This is a genomic window from Xanthomonas sp. NCPPB 1826, from assembly GCF_056725285.1.
In genome coordinates this window covers 3,716,025-3,734,620 of record NZ_CM161521.1, presented here as the reverse complement: position 1 = coordinate 3,734,620, position 18,596 = coordinate 3,716,025, and the positions used below count along the sequence as shown (strand labels likewise).

Annotated in this window: 10 protein-coding genes and 1 pseudogene; 4 read left to right on the top strand and 7 right to left on the bottom strand. The window is 65.8% G+C overall.

Annotation, left to right across the window (positions count from 1 at the left end):
• Positions 1 to 379 precede the first annotated feature (379 nt).
• Complete coding sequence (locus AC1PLA_RS15780; protein ID WP_481104898.1) at positions 380 to 1,573, top strand: cytochrome P450; 1,194 nt, start codon at positions 380 to 382, stop codon at positions 1,571 to 1,573.
• Positions 1,574 to 1,764: 191 nt separating this feature from the next.
• Here AC1PLA_RS15780 and AC1PLA_RS15775 read toward each other — a convergent pair whose 3' ends face one another.
• The 4 genes from AC1PLA_RS15775 to AC1PLA_RS15760 form a co-directional block, all read right to left on the bottom strand.
• Positions 1,765 to 4,164, bottom strand: coding sequence for a TonB-dependent receptor plug domain-containing protein (locus AC1PLA_RS15775; RefSeq protein WP_065049427.1), 2,400 nt, complete (start codon positions 4,162 to 4,164; stop codon positions 1,765 to 1,767).
• 313 nt (positions 4,165 to 4,477) lie between these two features.
• Positions 4,478 to 6,865, bottom strand: coding sequence for a TonB-dependent receptor plug domain-containing protein (locus AC1PLA_RS15770; protein ID WP_481104897.1), 2,388 nt, complete (start codon positions 6,863 to 6,865; stop codon positions 4,478 to 4,480).
• 274 nt (positions 6,866 to 7,139) lie between these two features.
• On the bottom strand, positions 7,140 to 7,565 hold the full coding sequence (locus AC1PLA_RS15765) for a VOC family protein (RefSeq protein ID WP_481104896.1): 426 nt from the start codon (positions 7,563 to 7,565) through the stop codon (positions 7,140 to 7,142).
• 238 nt (positions 7,566 to 7,803) lie between these two features.
• Positions 7,804 to 10,188 (bottom strand): TonB-dependent receptor plug domain-containing protein, encoded by a 2,385-nt coding sequence (locus tag AC1PLA_RS15760; protein WP_039525915.1) that lies wholly within the window; start codon positions 10,186 to 10,188, stop codon positions 7,804 to 7,806.
• 177 nt (positions 10,189 to 10,365) lie between these two features.
• Here AC1PLA_RS15760 and AC1PLA_RS15755 point away from each other — a divergent pair, with 177 nt between their 5' ends.
• Positions 10,366 to 12,285: an ABC-F family ATP-binding cassette domain-containing protein gene (locus tag AC1PLA_RS15755; RefSeq protein WP_481104895.1), complete on the top strand. Its 1,920-nt coding sequence runs from the start codon at positions 10,366 to 10,368 to the stop codon at positions 12,283 to 12,285.
• A 178-nt stretch (positions 12,286 to 12,463) separates the two neighbouring features.
• Here AC1PLA_RS15755 and AC1PLA_RS15750 read toward each other — a convergent pair whose 3' ends face one another.
• Both AC1PLA_RS15750 and ampR read right to left on the bottom strand, forming a co-directional pair.
• The gene (locus AC1PLA_RS15750; protein WP_481104894.1) at positions 12,464 to 13,741 is read right to left on the bottom strand and encodes a lytic murein transglycosylase; all 1,278 of its coding nucleotides are present in this window, start codon (positions 13,739 to 13,741) and stop codon (positions 12,464 to 12,466) included.
• A 198-nt stretch (positions 13,742 to 13,939) separates the two neighbouring features.
• Positions 13,940 to 14,785, bottom strand: coding sequence for a LysR family transcriptional regulator AmpR (gene ampR / locus AC1PLA_RS15745; protein ID WP_481104893.1), 846 nt, complete (start codon positions 14,783 to 14,785; stop codon positions 13,940 to 13,942).
• A gap of 100 nt (positions 14,786 to 14,885) precedes the next feature.
• On the opposite strand from ampR, the gene bla reads away from it, so the two are divergent.
• The gene (gene bla / locus AC1PLA_RS15740) at positions 14,886 to 15,779 is read left to right on the top strand and encodes a class A beta-lactamase (protein ID WP_349781594.1); all 894 of its coding nucleotides are present in this window, start codon (positions 14,886 to 14,888) and stop codon (positions 15,777 to 15,779) included.
• Between the two features lie 111 nt (positions 15,780 to 15,890).
• Positions 15,891 to 16,236: pseudogene (locus AC1PLA_RS15735) on the top strand (alpha/beta hydrolase); the annotation flags it as partial.
• Positions 16,237 to 16,305: 69 nt separating this feature from the next.
• Here the strand turns inward: AC1PLA_RS15735 and AC1PLA_RS15730 are convergent.
• The gene (locus tag AC1PLA_RS15730) at positions 16,306 to 18,456 is read right to left on the bottom strand and encodes a phosphocholine-specific phospholipase C (RefSeq protein WP_481104892.1); all 2,151 of its coding nucleotides are present in this window, start codon (positions 18,454 to 18,456) and stop codon (positions 16,306 to 16,308) included.
• Between the last annotated feature and the right edge of the window lie 140 nt (positions 18,457 to 18,596).

Genomic DNA, 18,596 nt, shown 5'->3' with positions numbered 1-18,596 from the left:
GTCGCCTGCGGGCATTGCGTGGTCATGGCTGGAGTCCGGCGCGGGGGAAACCGGGACCGCGTTGCTGGTCCGGTTGGCCGGACGCCCATAGTACACAGCGCTTGATTAACGCGATGCGACACGCAGCGCATGCACGCAGGCCGATACATGGGTCAGACGCCGCGGGTAAACCGCTGTGGCTCGCACGTGCGCGTGCGAGTTGCGACGCAGGGCGCAAGTCCGGCACGCCGATTCAACATTGACGACACCGCTTCGCCCCTGCGCAACGCCGCGGCGCGGCACCGGCCGACAATCCGGGCTCCCAGTGGAGCGCCTGCGTCCTTCGGCAGGCCCACGCACGTATCGCCCCTGTTGCGGGTGACGCCACACGAGCCAGGCCATGCATCTCAGCGATTTGGCAACACCCCAGTTCCGGCACGATCCCTATCCGACCTATGCACGCCTGCGCGCCGAAGGCGCGTTGGTGCAGGTGGCAGACGGGCGGCTGATGTCCGGCCGCTACGCCGTGGTCGATCGCCTGCTCAGCGATCGCCGGGTCGGCCGCGACTATCTGCAAAGCATTCGTCTACGTTACGGCGAGGCGGCGGTGCACCTGCCGCTGTTCCAAGGTATGAGCCGCATGTTCCTGCTGCTCAACCCGCCGCTGCACACCCAGTTGCGCGGACTGATGACACAGGCCTTTGGTGCGGGGCAGATGGAGTCCATGCGTGAAGTGGCCAGCGATACCGCCGCCGGGTTGATCGATGCCTTTCAGGCAAACGGCCACTGCGATCTGCTGACCGAGTTCGCGTTCCCGCTGCCGATCGCCATCATCTGCCGGATGCTGGATATCGATGCGGCCGATGTCACCGCGTTGAGTCACGCGACCAGCGCACTGGCAAAAGTCTTCGATCCGATGATGACGGCGGAAGAACTGCAGGCCACCAGCGTTGCGTACGACCAGCTGGCAACATATTTCCACGGCGTGATCGCGCAACGGCGCAGCGATGGGGGCGATGATCTGATCGCGCGTTTCATCCAGGCCGAGGACAACGGCCGCCGCCTGAGCGACGAGGAGATCGTCTCCAACGTGATCCTGCTGTTCTTTGCCGGCCACGAAACCACCTCCAACATGATCTGCAATGCGCTGATCGCGCTGCATCGGCATCCACAGCAATTGCGCCTGCTGCAGGAAACCCCGAGCCTGCTGCCCAATGCAGTGCTTGAATGCATGCGCTACGACAGCTCGGTGCAGATCGCCACGCGCACGGCGTTGCAGGATTTTGAGATCGAGGGCGTGGCGGTCCCCCAGGGCGTCATGCTGTATCTGATGCTGGGCGCGGCCAATCACGACACGCTGCAGTTCACCGACCCGCAGCTGCTGGATATCCGCCGCCAGCAGGGCCGCGCGCTGTCCTTCGGTGGCGGCATCCACCACTGCCTGGGCAACCGGCTGGCGCTGATCGAAATGGAAGCCGCGCTGGCCTGCCTGCTGGCGCGTCTGCCGGCGCTTCGGCTGGAGCAGCTGGACACGCTGAGCTGGAACGATCGCGCCAACCTGCGCGGTGTGGACGCGCTGCTCGCCTCCTGGTGAGTTGCGGCCAGGCGGCGCAGTGCCGGGCCGGCACGCAGTGTTGCGGCAGTCATGGCGCTGGCAATCACCGCGGCAGATGACGCACGGCCGCTGCTGGCGAATCGAAGCCCACAACGACAAACACCGCCGATCACTCGGCGGTGTTTGCGTGGACGCATGTACGGACCGGCAGGTCCGCTCAAACCCGCCAATCAGAACCGGTAGGTGACCCGCCCGTACCAGTAGCGGCCGTTGAAGCCGAACGGCGACAGCGACGAATACTGCAGGCCGCCGGCGCGGTCGTCGTAGGCGGTGGTCAGCTGCGCCTTGGTCGGATACTGGTTGGTGAGGTTGTCCGCGCCCACGGTGAAGGTGAACGCGTTCCAGGTCTGGCTTGCGGCCAGGTTCAACAACCAGCGCGCGTCGTAGGTCTGGTCCTGGCTGCCATCGGCCGGGTCGCTGATGCGCTTGATCGATCCATAGCGGGTGGCGTTGAAGTTCAGCGCAAAACCGCCCAGCGTCCAGTCCGCCGCCGCCATGTACTTGGTACGCGGGGTGGCGTCGGTGAGCAGGCCCTGGCTGGCGCGCCCGAAGTTGGGGTTGGACAGTTCCAGGATCGTGGTCTTGTTGTAGTTGGCGCTGGCACTGAGATTGAGCTTGCCGTAGCTGCCCAGGTCGGCGAGATAGCTGTTGATCCAGTCCACGCCACGGGTGCGGCTGGTGGCGCCGTTGACGAAGAACTGCACCGCGGCCACCTGGCCGATCGGCTGTGCCAGCTGCAGCTGGTCCGAATACAGGATCTGGTCCCAGATGCGGATCTGGTAGACGTCCAGGCTGGAAGTGAAGCTGGCGGTCGGCTGCCACACGGCGCCCAGGCCGTAGTTGGTGGATTTCTCCGGGCTCAGCGGGCCGGCGCCCAGCGCCACCGCGACCGGGTCGGAGGTGCGGTAGGTACCGACCTGCACCAGCTCGCCGTTCTGGATCAGCGTCACCACCGAGGCGTAGTTCTGCTGGGCCAGCGACGGTGCGCGGAAGCCGTTGGAGATGGTGCCGCGCAGCGAGAAGGTGTCGCTGAAGGCATAGCGTGCCGACAGCTTGCCCGAACGCGTGGAGCCGGCATCGCTGTAGTTTTCATAACGCCCGGCGATGCCGCCGGACAGCTTGTCGGTGATGTCCGCTTCCAGGTTGGCGTAGACCGCATTGCTGTGGCGTCCGAACTTGCCGGCCACCGTCGGCTCCAGGCCGGAGAACACCTGCGCGCCGCCCGGATACGGCGCGCCGTCGTCGGGATTGATGGTATTGGGATCGAAGAAGTACGACTCCGGCGAGCCGGCGGTGATCTGGTAGCGGTCCTGGCGATGCTCGGCGCCGAAGGCCACGTTGACCGGATACGCCAGGCCCCAGTCGAAGGACTTGTTGACGTCCAGGTTGATCGTGCCCTGTTCGGTTTCGAAGCCACCGGAATTGAAGTTGGTCGGCGAGCTGCCGGTGGTGTAGTACAGGTTGGTGTTGATGCTGTTGAGGATGTTGAAGGTCATGTCGTTCTTGCCGTAGGTGGCCGACACGTCCCAGTTCCATTCGCTCTCGGTGCTGCCTTTCAAACCCAGCACCGCCGAGCGGTCGTTGGTGGGGTTGTAGATCTGCGGCAGGAAGCCGTTCGGGTAGATCGCCTGCACATTGCGTGCGGTGTTGTCGGCGGCGCGGTAGTAGCCGTTGGAGGTGACCTCGCGACGGCTCATGCTGAGGTGGCCGTACAGCTCCAGGTTGGGCGAGAACGCGTAGCCGAATGCAGCCAGCCCCTGATAGAACGTGGAGGCCGGGTCGCCGTGGCGCTGGTAGGGCACACCGCCCGGATTGGGCGTGCCCGGCACGGTGGTGGCGCGGTTGGTGTTCTCGCCGCGGTTGGTGCTCATGGTGTTCTGGTAGTTCCACGACAACCGCACCCAGCCTGGTGCGGTGTCGCCGCCGCTGCCGCCGAACGGCAGGCCGACCGAGCCGTCGATGCCGTTCTGCTCGCCATCGCCCTTGTCCATGATGCCGCCATTGACCGACACGCTGTTGCTGCCGGCATCGGCGCCATGCTTGAGCACGATATTGACCACGCCGGCGATCGCATCGGAGCCGTACTGGGCCGAGGCGCCGTCACGCAGCACTTCGATGCGCGCGATGGCCGACATCGGCAGCGAATTCAGGTCGGCCGGCGCCGAGCCGCGGCCGACGTACGGGTTGTAGTTGATCAGCGAGGAGGTGTGATAGCGCTTGCCGTCGACCAGCACCAGCACCGCATCTGGCGACAGGCCGCGCAGCGTGGCCGGGCGCGCGGCATCGTTGCCGTCGGAGATCGCCGGGCGCGGGAAGTTCAGCGACGGCAGCAGCTTGCCCAGCGCAGTGGCGATGTCGGTCGCGCCGGTGGCCTGCAACGACTGCTCGGTGATGATGTCGATCGGCGATTCGGATTCGGCCACCGTGCGGTCGCTGACGCGGGTACCGGTAACGATCAGGGTGTCCAGGGTTTTCTGCGGCTGGGCAGGCTGCGATTGCGCACTGGCAGCGAACGTACAGACGGTGAGTGCGACCGAGATCGCAAGCGAGAGTGCGTTGGAGGTGTGCATGGGAATGGAGACTCAAAGGGGATGGTGGACGCAGCGATGCGCTGCGCGCATTGCCGGGGGAAGACGACGGCGGACTGCGTGATCCGTGTTGCCTGCGCGCAGCGCGTGTGCGCTGGCAAGGCGACGTGCACAGCAAGACAGCAGACTGCGACGCAGCGTCTGCTGCGTGGCGCATCCTTGCGAAAGAAGGGGGGAACTCGCCCTTTCGCGACAATCGGAAAGGGCGAGCGATGCTGCGGGCGTGCTGCCTCGTCTCAGCGAGGTGGGACGAGGCGATCGACGTGCCGGTCGCTGCCGACCGGCACGCGGCGATTTACCACTTGTAGCTCACGTTGGCGTACACCAGCGCACCGTTGAAACCGAACGGCGAGGCGCTGCTGTAGGGCAGGTAGGTGCGCGTGCCCAGGCCGGCTTCCTGACGGTCGGGATACTCGTTGAGTACGTTGTCGCCGCCGATGGTGAAGTTCCAGTCGTTCAACTTGTAGGACGCGGCCAGGTCCAGCGTCCATTTGGCCGCATAGGTCTGGTCGCTGCCGGCGTTGGTGCCAAAGGTGCTGAACTCGCCCCAGCGCGTGGCGGTGCCGGTGAACGACCAGTTGCCCGGCGACCAGGTGCCGCCCAGGAAGAACTTGTCGCGCGGCGTGCCTTCGGTGATGCGACCGAGTTCGGCGCGGCCGATGCGCACCGCGCCCGGATCGATCGCTTCCAGCGCAGCCGGGTTGTCGGCGACCCGTTCCACTTCGGTCTTGTTGTAGTTGTAGCCGGAGGTCAGCTCCGCGCTGCCGCCGTCCAGCTTCCAGCGATAGGTGCCGACCGCATCCACGCCCTGGGTCTTGGTGTCCACCGCGTTGGTGAAGTAGCGCCCGCCACCGATACCCGGGAAGCCATTGGCCTGCAGGTAATTGCGTGCCGCATTGGAGGTGAGGTTCTCCGACAGCACGATGCGGTCATCGATATCGATGCGGTACGCATCGACCGTGATGTACAGGTTTTCGATCGGCTGCAGCACCACGCCAAGACCGTAGTTCTTGGATTCCTCGGCCTTCAACGGCTCGGCGCCGAGTGCGATCGCGGCCGGGTTGTCGGTACGGAAGGTGCCGATCTCGAACGGGATCGCAGTGACCGTGCCATTGGGCTGGGCCACGTTGAGGAACTGGGTGGCGATCGACTGGAAGTTCTGCTGCTGCAACGACGGCGCACGGAACCCGGTGGAGGCGGTGGCGCGGACGGCCACCTTGTCGGTGAACGCGTAGCGCAACGACAGCTTGCCGGTGGCGGTATCGCCGAAGTCGCTGTACTTCTCGTAGCGCCCGGCCAGACCGGCCGAAAGCTTTTCGGTCAGATCCGCTTCCAGGTCGACGTACGCCGAATGGCTGTTGCGGTTGTAGTAGCCGGCGTCGGAGAGTTTGAAGCCGGGGAACACCTGTGCGCCCGGGATCAGTGTGCCTGCCGCAGAGGGAATGCCGCCATTGGCCGAGGACGCCGCGTCGCCGGGCGACTGGTTGAACTTCTCACCGCGCCATTCCGCACCGAAGGCCAGTGTGACCGGATACGCCAGGCCCCAGTCGAGCGTCTTGGTGAAGTCGGCATTGAGCACGTTCTGGGTCACTTCCAGCGTGCCGGCATGGAAGTCGGTCGGGCTGGCCAGGCCCAGGCTGTTGTTCAAGCTGTTGCGCACATCGAAGGTGAGATTATTCTGGCCGTAGTTGTAGCTCAGGTCGATGTTCAAGCCGCCTTCGGTGGAGGTCTTCAAACCGCCCACCCAGGACACGTCCTTGCTGACGTTGTAGATCTGCGGCAGGAAGCCGTCCGGATAGATTTCCGGGCGGTTGCGGTTGTCGCCGGCAAAGCGGAAATAGCCGTTGGACAGTACTTCGCGGCGGCTGACCATGCCGAACGAGTAGAAGGTCAGGTAATCGGTGGGGCTGTATTCGCCGTTGAAGGAGATGGCGCCCTGGTCGATGTCCGGATCGCCGTAACGCTGCTCCACGCGGCCCTGGAATGGCAGTGCGCGGTTGGTCTGGTCCGAATGCCCGGCCTGCGCGGCCAGATGCACCTTGCCGGTTCCGGCAAAGCTGAAACCGGCATCGCCGGATAGCTGATACTGCTCGCCGTCGCCGGCGCTGTACTTGCCATAGCGGCCATTGACGCTGCCGCCTTCGCCGCTGCCCTTGAGCACGATGTTGATCACGCCGGCAATTGCATCCGAACCGTATTGCGCCGATGCGCCGTCACGCAGCACTTCGATGCGCTCCACTGCGGCGATCGGAATGGTGTTGAGATCGGCCGGCGATGAACCACGGCCCTGGGTGTCGTTGAGATTGATCAACGCGGTGCTGTGATAGCGCTTGCCGTTGACCAGCACCAGCACCTGATCGGGCGACAGGCCGCGCAACTGCGCCGGGCGCACTGCGTCCGAGCCGTCGGAGATGGCCGGGCGGGGGAAATTCAACGAGGGGATCGCGCGTGACAGCGCGGTAGCCAGCTCGGTGGTGCCGGTCGATTCCAATGCCTGTGGCGAAATGATGTCGATCGGCGATGCCGATTCGGCCACGGTGCGATCGGCCACGCGCGTGCCGGTCACGATCAAGGTATCGAGCGTCTTCTGGGTGGGAGCCTGTGACTGCGCGGACGCGTTTGAAGCGGAAAACGACAGTGCAAGAACAACGGCAACTGCGAGTGGACTGGTCTTGCAATTCATGCGGTGACAACTCCGAGTGGGGAACGGATGCATCGCAGGGGGCCCCCTCCCGGGCCGCGTCCGTTGCGGCAGCTGCGGTGCGTTCCCAACCATTAACCACGTGTAACCGCATGTCAAATTTTGGTTACGTTGCGCAAGTAACTGTCATGCATGACGTGCTACTGCCATCGTTGTCATCGTGCACCAAAGTGATGCGCCGTTTGCACCAGACCTGCGGTATCAGCCGCTTGCCTGCACCATCATGGACATCGATACCAGATATGAAACTTCTGCATCAGAACGTGATCTGCACCGCATCGGCACTGCGTTGCGCAGGACCATGGAACACCGCTTCGATGTTGTTGCCATCCGGGTCGAGCACGAACGCAGCGTAGTAGCTCGGGTGATAGGGGCGCACGCCCGGCGCGCCGTTGTCGCGACCGCCGTGGGCGAGGGCGGCCTGATGGAATGCATGCACCATGGCCACGTCGTGCGCCTGGAAGGCCAGATGATGGCGGCCGGTGAGTTGGCCTTGCGCCATCGTGTCGCGATCGGACACGAACAGCTCGTCGGCCCAGAAGAATCCATCGCCTTCGCCACCGATCGGAATGCCCAGCACATCGAACACCGCCTGGTAGAAACGTCGGCTCGCCGCCAGGTCGTGGACGACCAGATGCAGGTGATCGATCAGGCGGCCACGTGAGAGCTGCGCTGCGTCCATGGTGGGTGCTCCGGCAGGGTGGAAGCGGTGTTGATACCACCGCGGCCGCCGGCAGCTCTTCACGGCGCATCGATGCCCGCGCCTGGATAGCTGCATCAAAACGCCGCACGTACAACGGATAAAACGCACACGCCCCGGGCAGGCCGGGGCGTGTGGTCAGGCGTCAGGATGCGATCGTGCCGCGTGCGTCAGTAACCAACACGTGGCAACACCGTAGCAGTGTGGATCGCTGTCTTGATTACCAGCGATAGTTGATGCGGCCGTACACGTAGGCACCGTTGAAGCCAAACGGCGACAGATTGCTGTACGGGAACTGCCCGCTGGTGGAGTTGGCGAAGTTGTTCTCGTCCGGGTACTCGTCCAGGAGGTTGTCCGCACCCAGGGTCAGTGTCCAGCGATCGATCTTGTAGCTGGCCGAGGCATCCACCACCCACTTGGCGCCGAAGGTCTGGTCGTTGATCGCCGCGGCCGGACGCGTGCTGTACTTGCCATAGCGCGTGGCACCTAATGCCAGCGTCCAGTGCTCCAGATTCCAGCTACCGTTGACCAGGAACTTGTCGCGCGGGAAGCCTTCTTCGATGCGACCGCGTTCGGTGCGGTCGATGCGCTCCAGGCTCAGCCCGTTGGCCGACAACGCAGCTGGATTGGCGGCGACGCTGCGCACTTCGGTTTCCGAATAGTTGTAGCCGGCGGTCAGGTCCACGCTGCTGGCGGCGAGCTGCCAGCGGTAGCTGCCGACCACGTCCACGCCGCGGGTGCGCGTGTCCACCGCATTGGTGAAGTAGCGCCCGCCGTTGATGCCGAAGATGCCCTGCGCTTCGAGCAGGTTGCGCACGCCGGTGCCGGTGAGGTTGGACGACAGCACGATGCGGTCGTCCACATCGATCTGGTACGCATCCACGGTGAGGTAGAGCGCGTCGGTCGGCTGCAGCACCAGGCCCAGGCTGTAGGACAGCGAGGTCTCGGCATCCAGCGGCTCTGCGCCCAACGCGCGCGCCACGTTGCTGTCGGCCGGGAAGGTGCGGATCTCGAACGGGTTCGGATTGCCGGCCAGGAAGGTGGTGCTGGTGGACTGGAAATACTGCTGCGCCAGCGACGGCGCGCGGAAGCCCGACGCCACCGTGCCGCGCAGCGCGATCTTGTCAGTGAACGCATAGCGCCCGGACAACTTGCCCGATGCCTGGCTGCCGAAGTCGTTGAAGTCTTCGTAGCGCCCGGCCAGGCCGGCGGAGAACTTGTCGGTGAAATCGGCTTCTAGATCTGCGTAGAGCGCGTAGCTGTCACGCGAGTACCGCCCGGACACGCTGGGCGCGAATCCGCCAAAGCCCTGCGCGCCACCGGCCAGCGTGCCGGCCTGGAAATACGAGCCCACTTCGCCCGGCGACTGGTTCCACTTCTCGTTGCGGTATTCGGCGCCGAAGGCCACCGTCACCGGGTACGCCAGGCCCCAGTCGAAGCCGCGCTTGACGTCTAGGTTGACGATGTTCTGCGTGGTCTCCAGCGCGCCGTCGTAGAAGGAGGTCGGCGAGCTCGGCCCCAGGCTGACGTTGAGGGTGTTGCGGGTGTGGAAATCGATCTTGTTGTAGCCGTAGTTGTAGCTGGCATCCCAGTCCCAGCCGCTGGCGGTGGAGCCGCGCACGCCGGCCACCAGCGAGCGGTCCTTGGCGTAGGTCTGGATTTCCGGCAGGAAGCCCTGCGGATACACCGACAGGATGTTCTGGCTGCTGCCCGGCGCGCGGAAGAACGCGAACGAGGTGATGTCGCGGTTGCTGGCGGTGGCGAAGGCGTAGCCGGTGATGCTGTCGCTGAAGGCGAACTCGGTATTGGCCGACACCGCCTGCGCGTTGACGTCCGGGTCGCCGATCTTGAACGCCTTCTGGCCCACGGCCGGCTGCGAGGCGCTGGGTGCGCCGGCATAGCCGCGCGCGCGGTCGGTGGGGTCCTGCTGGTTGAGCTGGGCGGCCACGTGCAGCCAGCCGCGCTCGTTGCCGTAGGCCACGCCGGTGTCGCCGGACAGCTCGTAGTTGCTGCCGTCGCCGGCCGAATACTGGCCGAAGCCGGCCTGCAGGCTGCCGCCCTTCTCCGCGCCCTTGAGCACGATGTTGACCACACCGGCGATGGCATCGGAGCCGTACTGCGCCGAGGCGCCGTCGCGCAGCACTTCCACGCGCGCGATCGCCGCCACCGGAATGGTGTTCAGGTCCACTGCTGCAGCGCCACGGCCGATGGTGCCGTTGAGGTTGAGCAGCGAGGAGGTGTGGCGGCGCTTGCCGTTGACCAGCACCAGCACCTGGTCCGGCGACAAGCCGCGCAGCTGCGCGGGGCGGATCGCACTGGTGCCGTCGCTCAGGGCCGGGCGCGGGAAGTTCAGCGACGGCAGCGCGCGGGCCAGCGCGGTGGCCAGCTCCGAGGTGCCGGTGGCCTGCAGCGACTCGGCGCTGATGATGTCGATCGGCGACTGCGACTCGGCCACGGTACGGTCGGACACCCGGGTGCCGGTGACGATGACGGTATCGAGCGTATTGGCGGGCGCGCTGGCCGGGGTGGCGGTCTGGGCGAAGGCGGGGGAGGCGAGCAGCGCCGCAACGACGGCGGTTGCGAGCGTGGACAACGGGTAATTCATGACAACTCCGAACGGGGGTCCAGGCAGGACCAGCAAGGCTGGGCGGGGTCTGGTCGCGGCGATGCGAAGGGAACGACGGCCAGCCCGAAGGCGCTAATTATTCGTTAACGCTAGAATGGCGTCGCAGGAGTGCTGCTCATCTGCTCATTCCTTTTCGTTCTATCGGACTGTCCATCAATGATTTCCCTGCGCAACTTCTCCATGCGACGCGGCGAGCGTCTGCTGTTGTCCAACGTCGACCTGACCATGCATGCCGGCTACCGCGTCGGTGTGGTGGGCCGTAATGGCACCGGCAAGTCGAGCCTGTTTGCCGCGGTCAAGGGCGAACTGGAAGCGGACAAGGGCGATGTCGACCTGCCCGGCAAGGTGCGCACCGCCAGCGTCTCGCAGGAAACCCCGTCGCTGCCCGATCCGGCGCTGTCGTTCGTGCTCGGTGGCGACATCGAGGTCTCCGCGATCCTGCAGGAAGAGGCCGCGGCCACCGCGCGCGAGGACTGGGAAGCGGTCGCCAACGCGCACCAGAAGATGGCCGAGCTGGGCGCCTACGATGCCGAGGCGCGTGCCGGCAAGTTGCTGCACGGCCTGGGCTTCCCGGCCGACACCCATCACCGCGCGGTGTCCTCGTTCTCCGGCGGCTGGCGGGTGCGCCTGAACCTGGCGCGCGCGCTGATGATGCCCAGCGACCTGCTGCTGCTGGACGAACCGACCAACCACCTGGACATGGACGCGGTGCTGTGGCTGGAGCAATGGCTGCTCAAGTACCCGGGCACCTTGCTGCTGATTTCGCATGACCGCGAGTTCCTCGACAACGTGGCCACGCATACGCTGCATCTGCACGGCGGCACCGCCAAGCTGTACGTCGGCGGCTACACCGATTTCGAGCGCCAGCGCATCGAGCACCTGCGTCAGCAGCAGATCGCCCACGACAAGGAACAGGCCGAGCGCGCGCATCTGCAGAGCTTCATCGACCGCTTCAAGGCGCAGGCCAGCAAGGCCACCCAGGCACAGAGCCGCATGAAGCGCCTGGCCAAGATGGCCGGCACCGAGGCGGTACGCGCCGAGCGCGAATTCCGTATCCAGTTCGCCCAGCCCAATCGGTTGCCGTTTTCGTTGATCCGGCTGAATCATGCTGCTTGCGGGTATGCGGCTGCGCCGGCGGAATCGGGAATCGGGAATGGGGAATCGCAAAAGCGCGGGTCCAGCGATGCGATTACCGTGTTGCACGATGTTGGATTCGGATTGGAGGCGGGTGACCGGATTGGTTTGCTGGGGCCGAATGGTGCGGGTAAGTCAACGCTGGTCAAGACGTTGGTGGGCGAGCTGCAGCCGCTGTCGGGCGAGCGCAGTGCGCATCCGGATCTGCGGATCGGCTACTTCGCCCAGCACACGGTGGAATCGCTGCACGAGGGCCAGTCGCCGATGGATCACTTCCGCGAACTGTCGCCGGATGGCTCCAATCAGGCGTTCCGCGATTTCCTGGGTAAATGGAATTTCGCCGGCGACCGCGCCTTCGAAGTGGTGGATGGGTTCTCCGGCGGCGAGCGCGCGCGTCTGGCGCTGGCGCTGATCGCCTGGCAGCAGCCGAACGTGCTGCTGCTCGACGAACCGACCAACCATCTGGACCTGGAGATGCGCGAAGCGCTGGCCGAAGCGCTGAGCGACTTCGAAGGCGCCATCGTGATGGTCTCGCATGACCGCCATCTGATCGGCCTGGTCTGCGACAGTTTCTGGCGCGTGGCCGATGGCGTGGTCGAACCGTTCGCTGGCGATCTGGACGAATACGCCGCCTGGCTGCGCAGCCGCCCGGCCGCCCAGGGCACCAAGCAGAAGATGGCCGAAGTGGCGCCGACTCCGCCGCCGCCGACCAAGCCGCTGCCGCCGAAGAAAGCCGTCAACCCGCACAAGCTGGCCAGCGCGGAAAAGCGCGTCGGCGAACTGGAATCGGCGCTGGCAGCACTGGACCGCGAACTGGCAAACCCCGGCAACTATGCCGACAGCGACAAGATGGCGGTGCTGGGCCGTGACCGCGAGGCCACGGCCCAGCAGTTGGCCGCCGCCGAGGCGGCGTGGATGGAGTTGCTGGACGGGGCGGGCTGACAGCGCGCATCCGGCTGGCGCCGTAGCGGCGCACCCAGCTGGAAGAACGTCACTGCGCCGGTATCGCGCCGCGCTCGCCTCATCAAGGCGCGCGTGCGTGGCACCGCCCACGCTGCAAGACCATCGCGGCCTACGCGGCACCGGCGTTGCCGATCCCTGCGACGGTCACGTCGTGCGATCAGCCTGCCCGCAGTCGTGCCAGTAACGACGTGCTGGCATACCCGTCTTGCGGCAACTGCTGGCTGCGCTGGAATGCACGGATTCCCTGGCGAGTTCGCGCCCCCAGCGCACCGTCGACGCCGCCCACGTCGAATCCCTTGTCGGTCAGCCGCTGCTGCAGCTCGGTGATATCTGCCACGCTATTAAGCGGCGGATCGTCTTTGGGCCAGGGCTGCTCGACCCCGGCTCCACCCGCATAGCCATCGGCCAGCAGACCGACCGCCAGCGCATAGGCGGTGGAATTGTTGTAGCGCAGAATGCTGCGGAAATTGTCGAACACCAGGAACGCCGGGCCGCGATACCCGGTGGGCAAAAGCACCGATGCCTGTTCCTGGGCCAGTGCGGGCGCAATCGGCTTGCTGCCACACACCACACCCTGGCGCTGCCATTCGGCAACGGTTTTCTTGATCGTCATGTCGGCCTGCGCGTAGTCGAAGCCGCCTGACAGATGCACTTCCTGGCCCCAGGGAACAGCGCTGCTCCAGTTGCTCTGCTTAAGATAGTTCGCGGCAGAGCCCAAGGCATCCGCACTGGAATTCCATACATCCCGTTTGTGGTCCCCATCGTCGTCGACGGCGTAGTCGCGATAGGTGCTCGGAATGAATTGCGTCTGTCCCATGGCGCCGGCCCACGAACCCACAAACTGCGATCGATCGACGCCTTTTTCCGTCTGCAGGATCTGCAACGCCGCAAGCAGTTGCGTATTGCCATAGCGGGTGCGCCGACCCTCATGCGCCAGCGTCGCCAGCGAACGGATCACGTAGCGGTCGCCGATCTGTTTGCCGTACTCGCTTTCCATGCTCCAGATGGCCGTCAGGATGCCCGGATCCACACCGTACTGCTGCTGCAACTTTTGAAAGAGGGCGCGCTGGCTGACCAGTAGTTGCTGTCCTTGCTGGATGGCGGACGGGGTGACACGGTCGTCGAGATAATCCCAGAGATCGCGGGTGAATTCGGGCTGCTGCTGATCCAGCGCCTGCACCGATGGATCGGGTGTGACGCCAGCGAATGCGGTGTCCAGTGTGGTTGGTTCAATGCCGGCAGCGAGCGCACGCTGGCGGAAGTCGACCAGCCATTGTTCGAAGCTGGGCGTGGGTGCGGCATCTTGTTGGGCAGCGGCGTTCGTTGCGGAAGGCGAGGTTGTTCCAGGGGCAGTGGCTTGCGCTGTCGCGTTGGCGGCAGCAACACCTGCGCCGATACAGAGCGAGAAACGAAGAAGATGCGAAGGCGTGATCATGGGGCCGCCCGATGCGGGATGGGAGCCCAATGTAGCCATCACTTTCCGGGAATAAAGCTATTGCAGCTATTCGTTTTCATCACTTCTTTCATCTCTAAAACAGGCGGCTAACAGCGAGTATGTCGGCGTGCGCCTTCGGCGCGGGTCCAGAGGGAACAGGTGCCGCTGGACCGCTCATGCGGAAATGGTTTGCGCTAGTCAGCGGTGAAAGCTGAGCTCGGCGGCGCCGGCCGGTCGCGAGCGCAGCCGGGTCAGCCAGTAGCGTCCGGCATTGATCTGGATCGGGAACGGGCACACCAGGCGTCCCGCATCCAGATCCTGGCGAAACATCGGCAACGGCAACAACGCCACGCCGGCACCGGCCGCCGCGGCGCTTGCCAGGGTCAACGATGAATCGAACATCGCCCCGCGCGCGGCGACCTCGGTCATGCCCGCCGCGCGAAACCACTGCGGCCATTCGTCCAGGCGGTACGAGCGCAACAACGGCATGCCTGCCAGATCGGCCGGGGTGCGCAAGCCACGCGCCATGCTGGGTGCACACACCGGCGCAAACGGCGCCTCCATCAACGCCTCGGCAATCTGGCCTTGCCAGTCGCCATCGCCAAAACGGATCGCCAGATCCAGGCCTTCGCCGGCCAGATCGACCCTGTTGTTGTGAGTCGACAGACGCAGCTCGATCTCCGGATGCGCCGCATGAAAGGCGTCCACGCGCGGCAGCAGCCAGCCGGTGGCGAAGGTACCGACCACGCCGACGCTGAGCACCTCGCGATAACGGCCATCGGCAAAGCGCTCCAGGGTGGCCGCGATGCGGTCGAAGGCCTCGCCGAGCACCGGCGCCAGCGCCGCGCCTTCGTCGGTAAGCGCCACGCCGCGCGGCAGGCGGTGGAACAGGCTGGTTCTCAGTTGCTGCTCCAGCGCCTTGATCTGGTGGCTGAGCGCGGCCTGGCTGACGCACAGCTCGCTCGCGGCGCGGGTCAGGTTCTGGTGGCGCGCGGCGGCCTCGAAGGCGCGCAGGGCATTGAGCGGAAGACGGGGCCGGGGCATGCACAGAGATTAGTTCAATTCATGCCAGGGATCGAAACATCGCAATAGTCCGGTGGCCGGCATGCGCCGATACTGCGGGCTCTCACCGGGAGGCTGCTGCATGTTGAACCGTCGACAATTCTTGTACGCAACCGGCGCGGGCGTGCTGCTTGCGGCCTCCAGACCTGCATGGGCACTCACCCCGGCGATGACGGTGGACGATGTGCTGCGGGCACAGTGGGCGGAGATCGAACGCCGCACCGGCGGCCGCCTGGGCATCAGCCTGCTCGACAGCGCCACCGGCAGGCGCCTCGGCCAGCGCGAGGACGAGCGCTTTCCGATGTGCAGCACCTTCAAATTTGTATTGGCTGCGGCAGTCTTGCAGCGGGTGGACCAGGGCAAGCTGACGCTGGCGCAACGGGTCAAGATCCGTGCCTCCGACATGCTCGAGCACGCCCCGGTCACCGAGCGCCATGTCGGCGGGGCGCTGAGCGTGGCCGAGCTCTGCCGGGCCACGATGATCTACAGCGACAATCCGGCCGCCAACCTGCTGTTTCCGCTGGTCGGCAACCCGGCCGGACTGACCGCCTTCCTGCGCGGCATCGGCGATGCGCACACCCGCAGCGACCGCCGCGAGCCGGAGATGAACCGGTTTGCCCCGGGCGACCCGCGCGACACCACCACGCCGGCGGCAATGGCCGCCACCTTGCGCACCCTGCTGCTCGGCAACGCGCTGCAACTGGCCTCGCGCAAGCAGCTGACCGACTGGATGATCGACAACCGCACCGGCGAGACCTGCCTGCGCGCCGGCCTGCCGCGGGGCTGGAAGATCGGCGACAAGACCGGCAGCAACGGCAGCGACACCCGCAACGACATCGCCATCATCTGGCCACCGGCAGGCAAGGCACCATTGCTGCTCACCGCGTACTTGAATGGCGCCAGCGTCGACAGCGATGCGCGCGATGCGGCGTTGAAGGCAGTGGCGGCCGCGGTGCGCGACAGCATCGTGGTGTGAGCGCAATGACCCGCTGCCTCCCGCGATCCATGTCGCGTGTGAGTCCACAAGCTGCTTGCTGTTTCCTGCCAGCTGTTCGAGGTACGACCGTGCGCATCAAGGTGTGTCATTGCCATCGCCGTCTATCCGGGCCATCTGTGGGCGCACGAGCACGACGACCGCGCCACACGCGATCCAACCCATCTGTCGCTGCGGCCAGACATCACCGTCACTGCACGGACGCCGCCGACCTTCTTGCTGCAGGTCGAGGACTGATGCGGTGAATGGCGTCAGTCAATCGCTGGCCTACTACGTGGCACTCAAGCAGGCCGGCGTACCCGTGGGAATGCATCTCTATGCCGATGGTGGGCAAGCGTTCGGTCTACGCGCAGGCGCACTGCCGATCACGCAATGGCCGCATGTGGTGGAAACCTGGTTGGGGACGATCGGCATGCTGGATGCGGCCGACGCACACTGAGCGCGACCGTGCGCAAGCGTGCTGATCACGCAGCCGCCTGCGTTCTCACCGCCTGCCCAGCTGCAAGGCTCAGCCGGGCGCGCCGAACGGCAAAGGCAGGTCTTGCTGCAGCCGCGCCGGCCCACCCATGGCTGGATCACTGACACTGTCTGCACCGGTTTCGATACGTCCGGCCAGACGCTGGGCTGCGCCGTCGTGGTGTACCCACAGGTCGTACCAGCCGCCAGTCGCCGCCGCTTTCCAACGGCGCTGCTCGGTGGTGCCGGGCGCAACGCTCAGGCGTTCATGCGGCTGCGCGGCTGAATATGCGGCCGGCTGCAGTTCCACCTGCACGGCAGTGCTGCCGGCGTTGCGCAGCGATAACGACATGGCTTCGGGATCGTTCGCATCCTGGGTGATTTCGGCCGCCAGCAACGCTGCGCTCAGATCGCCACGGTAGTGGCGATGAAATCCGTTGGGGCCGAGCAACCACAGATCGTAACGGCCATCGTCGGTGGTCCACGTGGCGTCCACTGCTGCGCCGCTCCCTACGGTGTAACGGCGTGGAACCGCCGCAAGAGCGAAGCGGTCGTAGACATGCAGGACCACCGCAGCGCCCGCGTTGGACATGCGCAACTTCACCTGGCCACGCTCGGGCAACAGGGCCAGTTCCACGCTTTGGCGATACGGCAGCGCCCGCGAACGGCGTGTACCGAAGGGCTGCTGCGGCGGTTGCAACGCGGCAGGCAACGGCGGCAGTGCGTGTTCGCGCAGGGCTGCTGCGCGCGCTGCGGTCGCGCTGACATCGGGCAGCGCCGCGGCGAACGGGCGCGCATCGGCCGTGCGGAAATCGAACGCATTGACCAGGTCGCCACAGACTGCGCGCCGCCACGGCGTGATCTCCGGTGCGGGCACGCCGAAGCGGCGTTCCAGCAGCCGCAATACCGATGTGTGGTCGTACACCTGCGAATCCACCCAGCCGCCGCGGCTCCACGGCGAGATCACGTACAGCGGCACACGCGGACCCAGGCCATAGGGGCGGCCGCGCAGCTCGGGCAGATCCACTTTCTGTTCGCCCGGTGCCGGGTGGCGATGGTAGTCATCGTCGGTGGCGATGCTGGATGCGCCCGCAAAGCCGCTGGCCGCGTGCGGGTCCGGCGACGGTGGCGCCGGTGGCGGCATGTGATCGAAAAAGCCGTCGTTCTCGTCGAACATCAGCAGCAATGCGGTGCGGCTCCATACCTGTGGGTCGGCGGTCAGCGCATCCAGCACGCGTGCAGTGTAGGCCGCGCCTTGCGCTGGGCTGGAGGGATCAGGATGTTCGCTGCCGGCCGCATCGGCAATGATGAAACTCACCGATGGCAGTTGCCCGCCCAGCACGTCGGCGCGCAGCTGCTCGACACCGCGCGTGCTGACGCCACGCGCGCGCAGTTGCGCATCGTGCCCGGGCGCGGCAGTGAAGGCCTGCCGGAACGGCGCAAAGCCCGCCAGCGGGTTGTCGGTGAAGTTGTCGCGCATGTCCTGATAGATCTGCCAGGACACGCCGGCGTTCTGTAGCTGCTCGACGTAGGTCGTCCAGCGGTAGGGTTCGGCGAAACCGCCCAGCTCCGCAAAGTTGTCGTGCGAGTTGCCGATCACCGGGCCACCGGCTCGCGCCTGCGGGTCGTTGCCGCCGCTCCACAGGAACACGCGATTGGAATTGGTGCCGGTCTGGATTGAGGCGTGGTACGCATCGCAGATGGTGAAGGCGTCGGCGAGCGCGTACTGGAACGGAATATCCGCGCGCCGGTAATAGCCCAGCGCATGGTTGTGCTTGGCGGCGGCCCAGTGCCCGAGCCGGCCGTGATCCCAGGCGCGTTGCGCATCCACCCAACTATGCGGCGTGCCTTGCACGCGCATGAAGCCGAACTGCGCTGCCGTATCCAGCGCAAACGGCGTCAGCCATTGGCGGCCGTCCTCGCTGGGCTGCAGCCACACCGTGCGCGCGGGCGCGCCCGGTAACGGCGGTGCGGGAATCGGAAAACGATCGCCGAACCCGCGCACGCCGGGCAGGCTGCCGAAGTAATGATCGAAGGCGCGGTTTTCCTGCATCAGGATCACCACATGCTGCAGATCCTCCAGCGTGCCGGTGCGGCGGTCCGGCGCGATGGCGGCGGCCCGCGCGATGCTGGGCGGCAGCAGCGCGGCGGCGGCACTGGCAAGACCGGTCTGCAGAACGCGGCGGCGGGGAAGGTCGATCATCGTGTCACCTGGTTGGCGCTCCCATCCTGTCTACGCTGGAGCGGGTCGAGCGTACCCGACGCGTCAGCGCGTGTGTTCTCTTGCGTGCTTGCAACACCGCCGACCCTTTTCGTTTGCACCTGCGCGGCAGCCGATGCAGG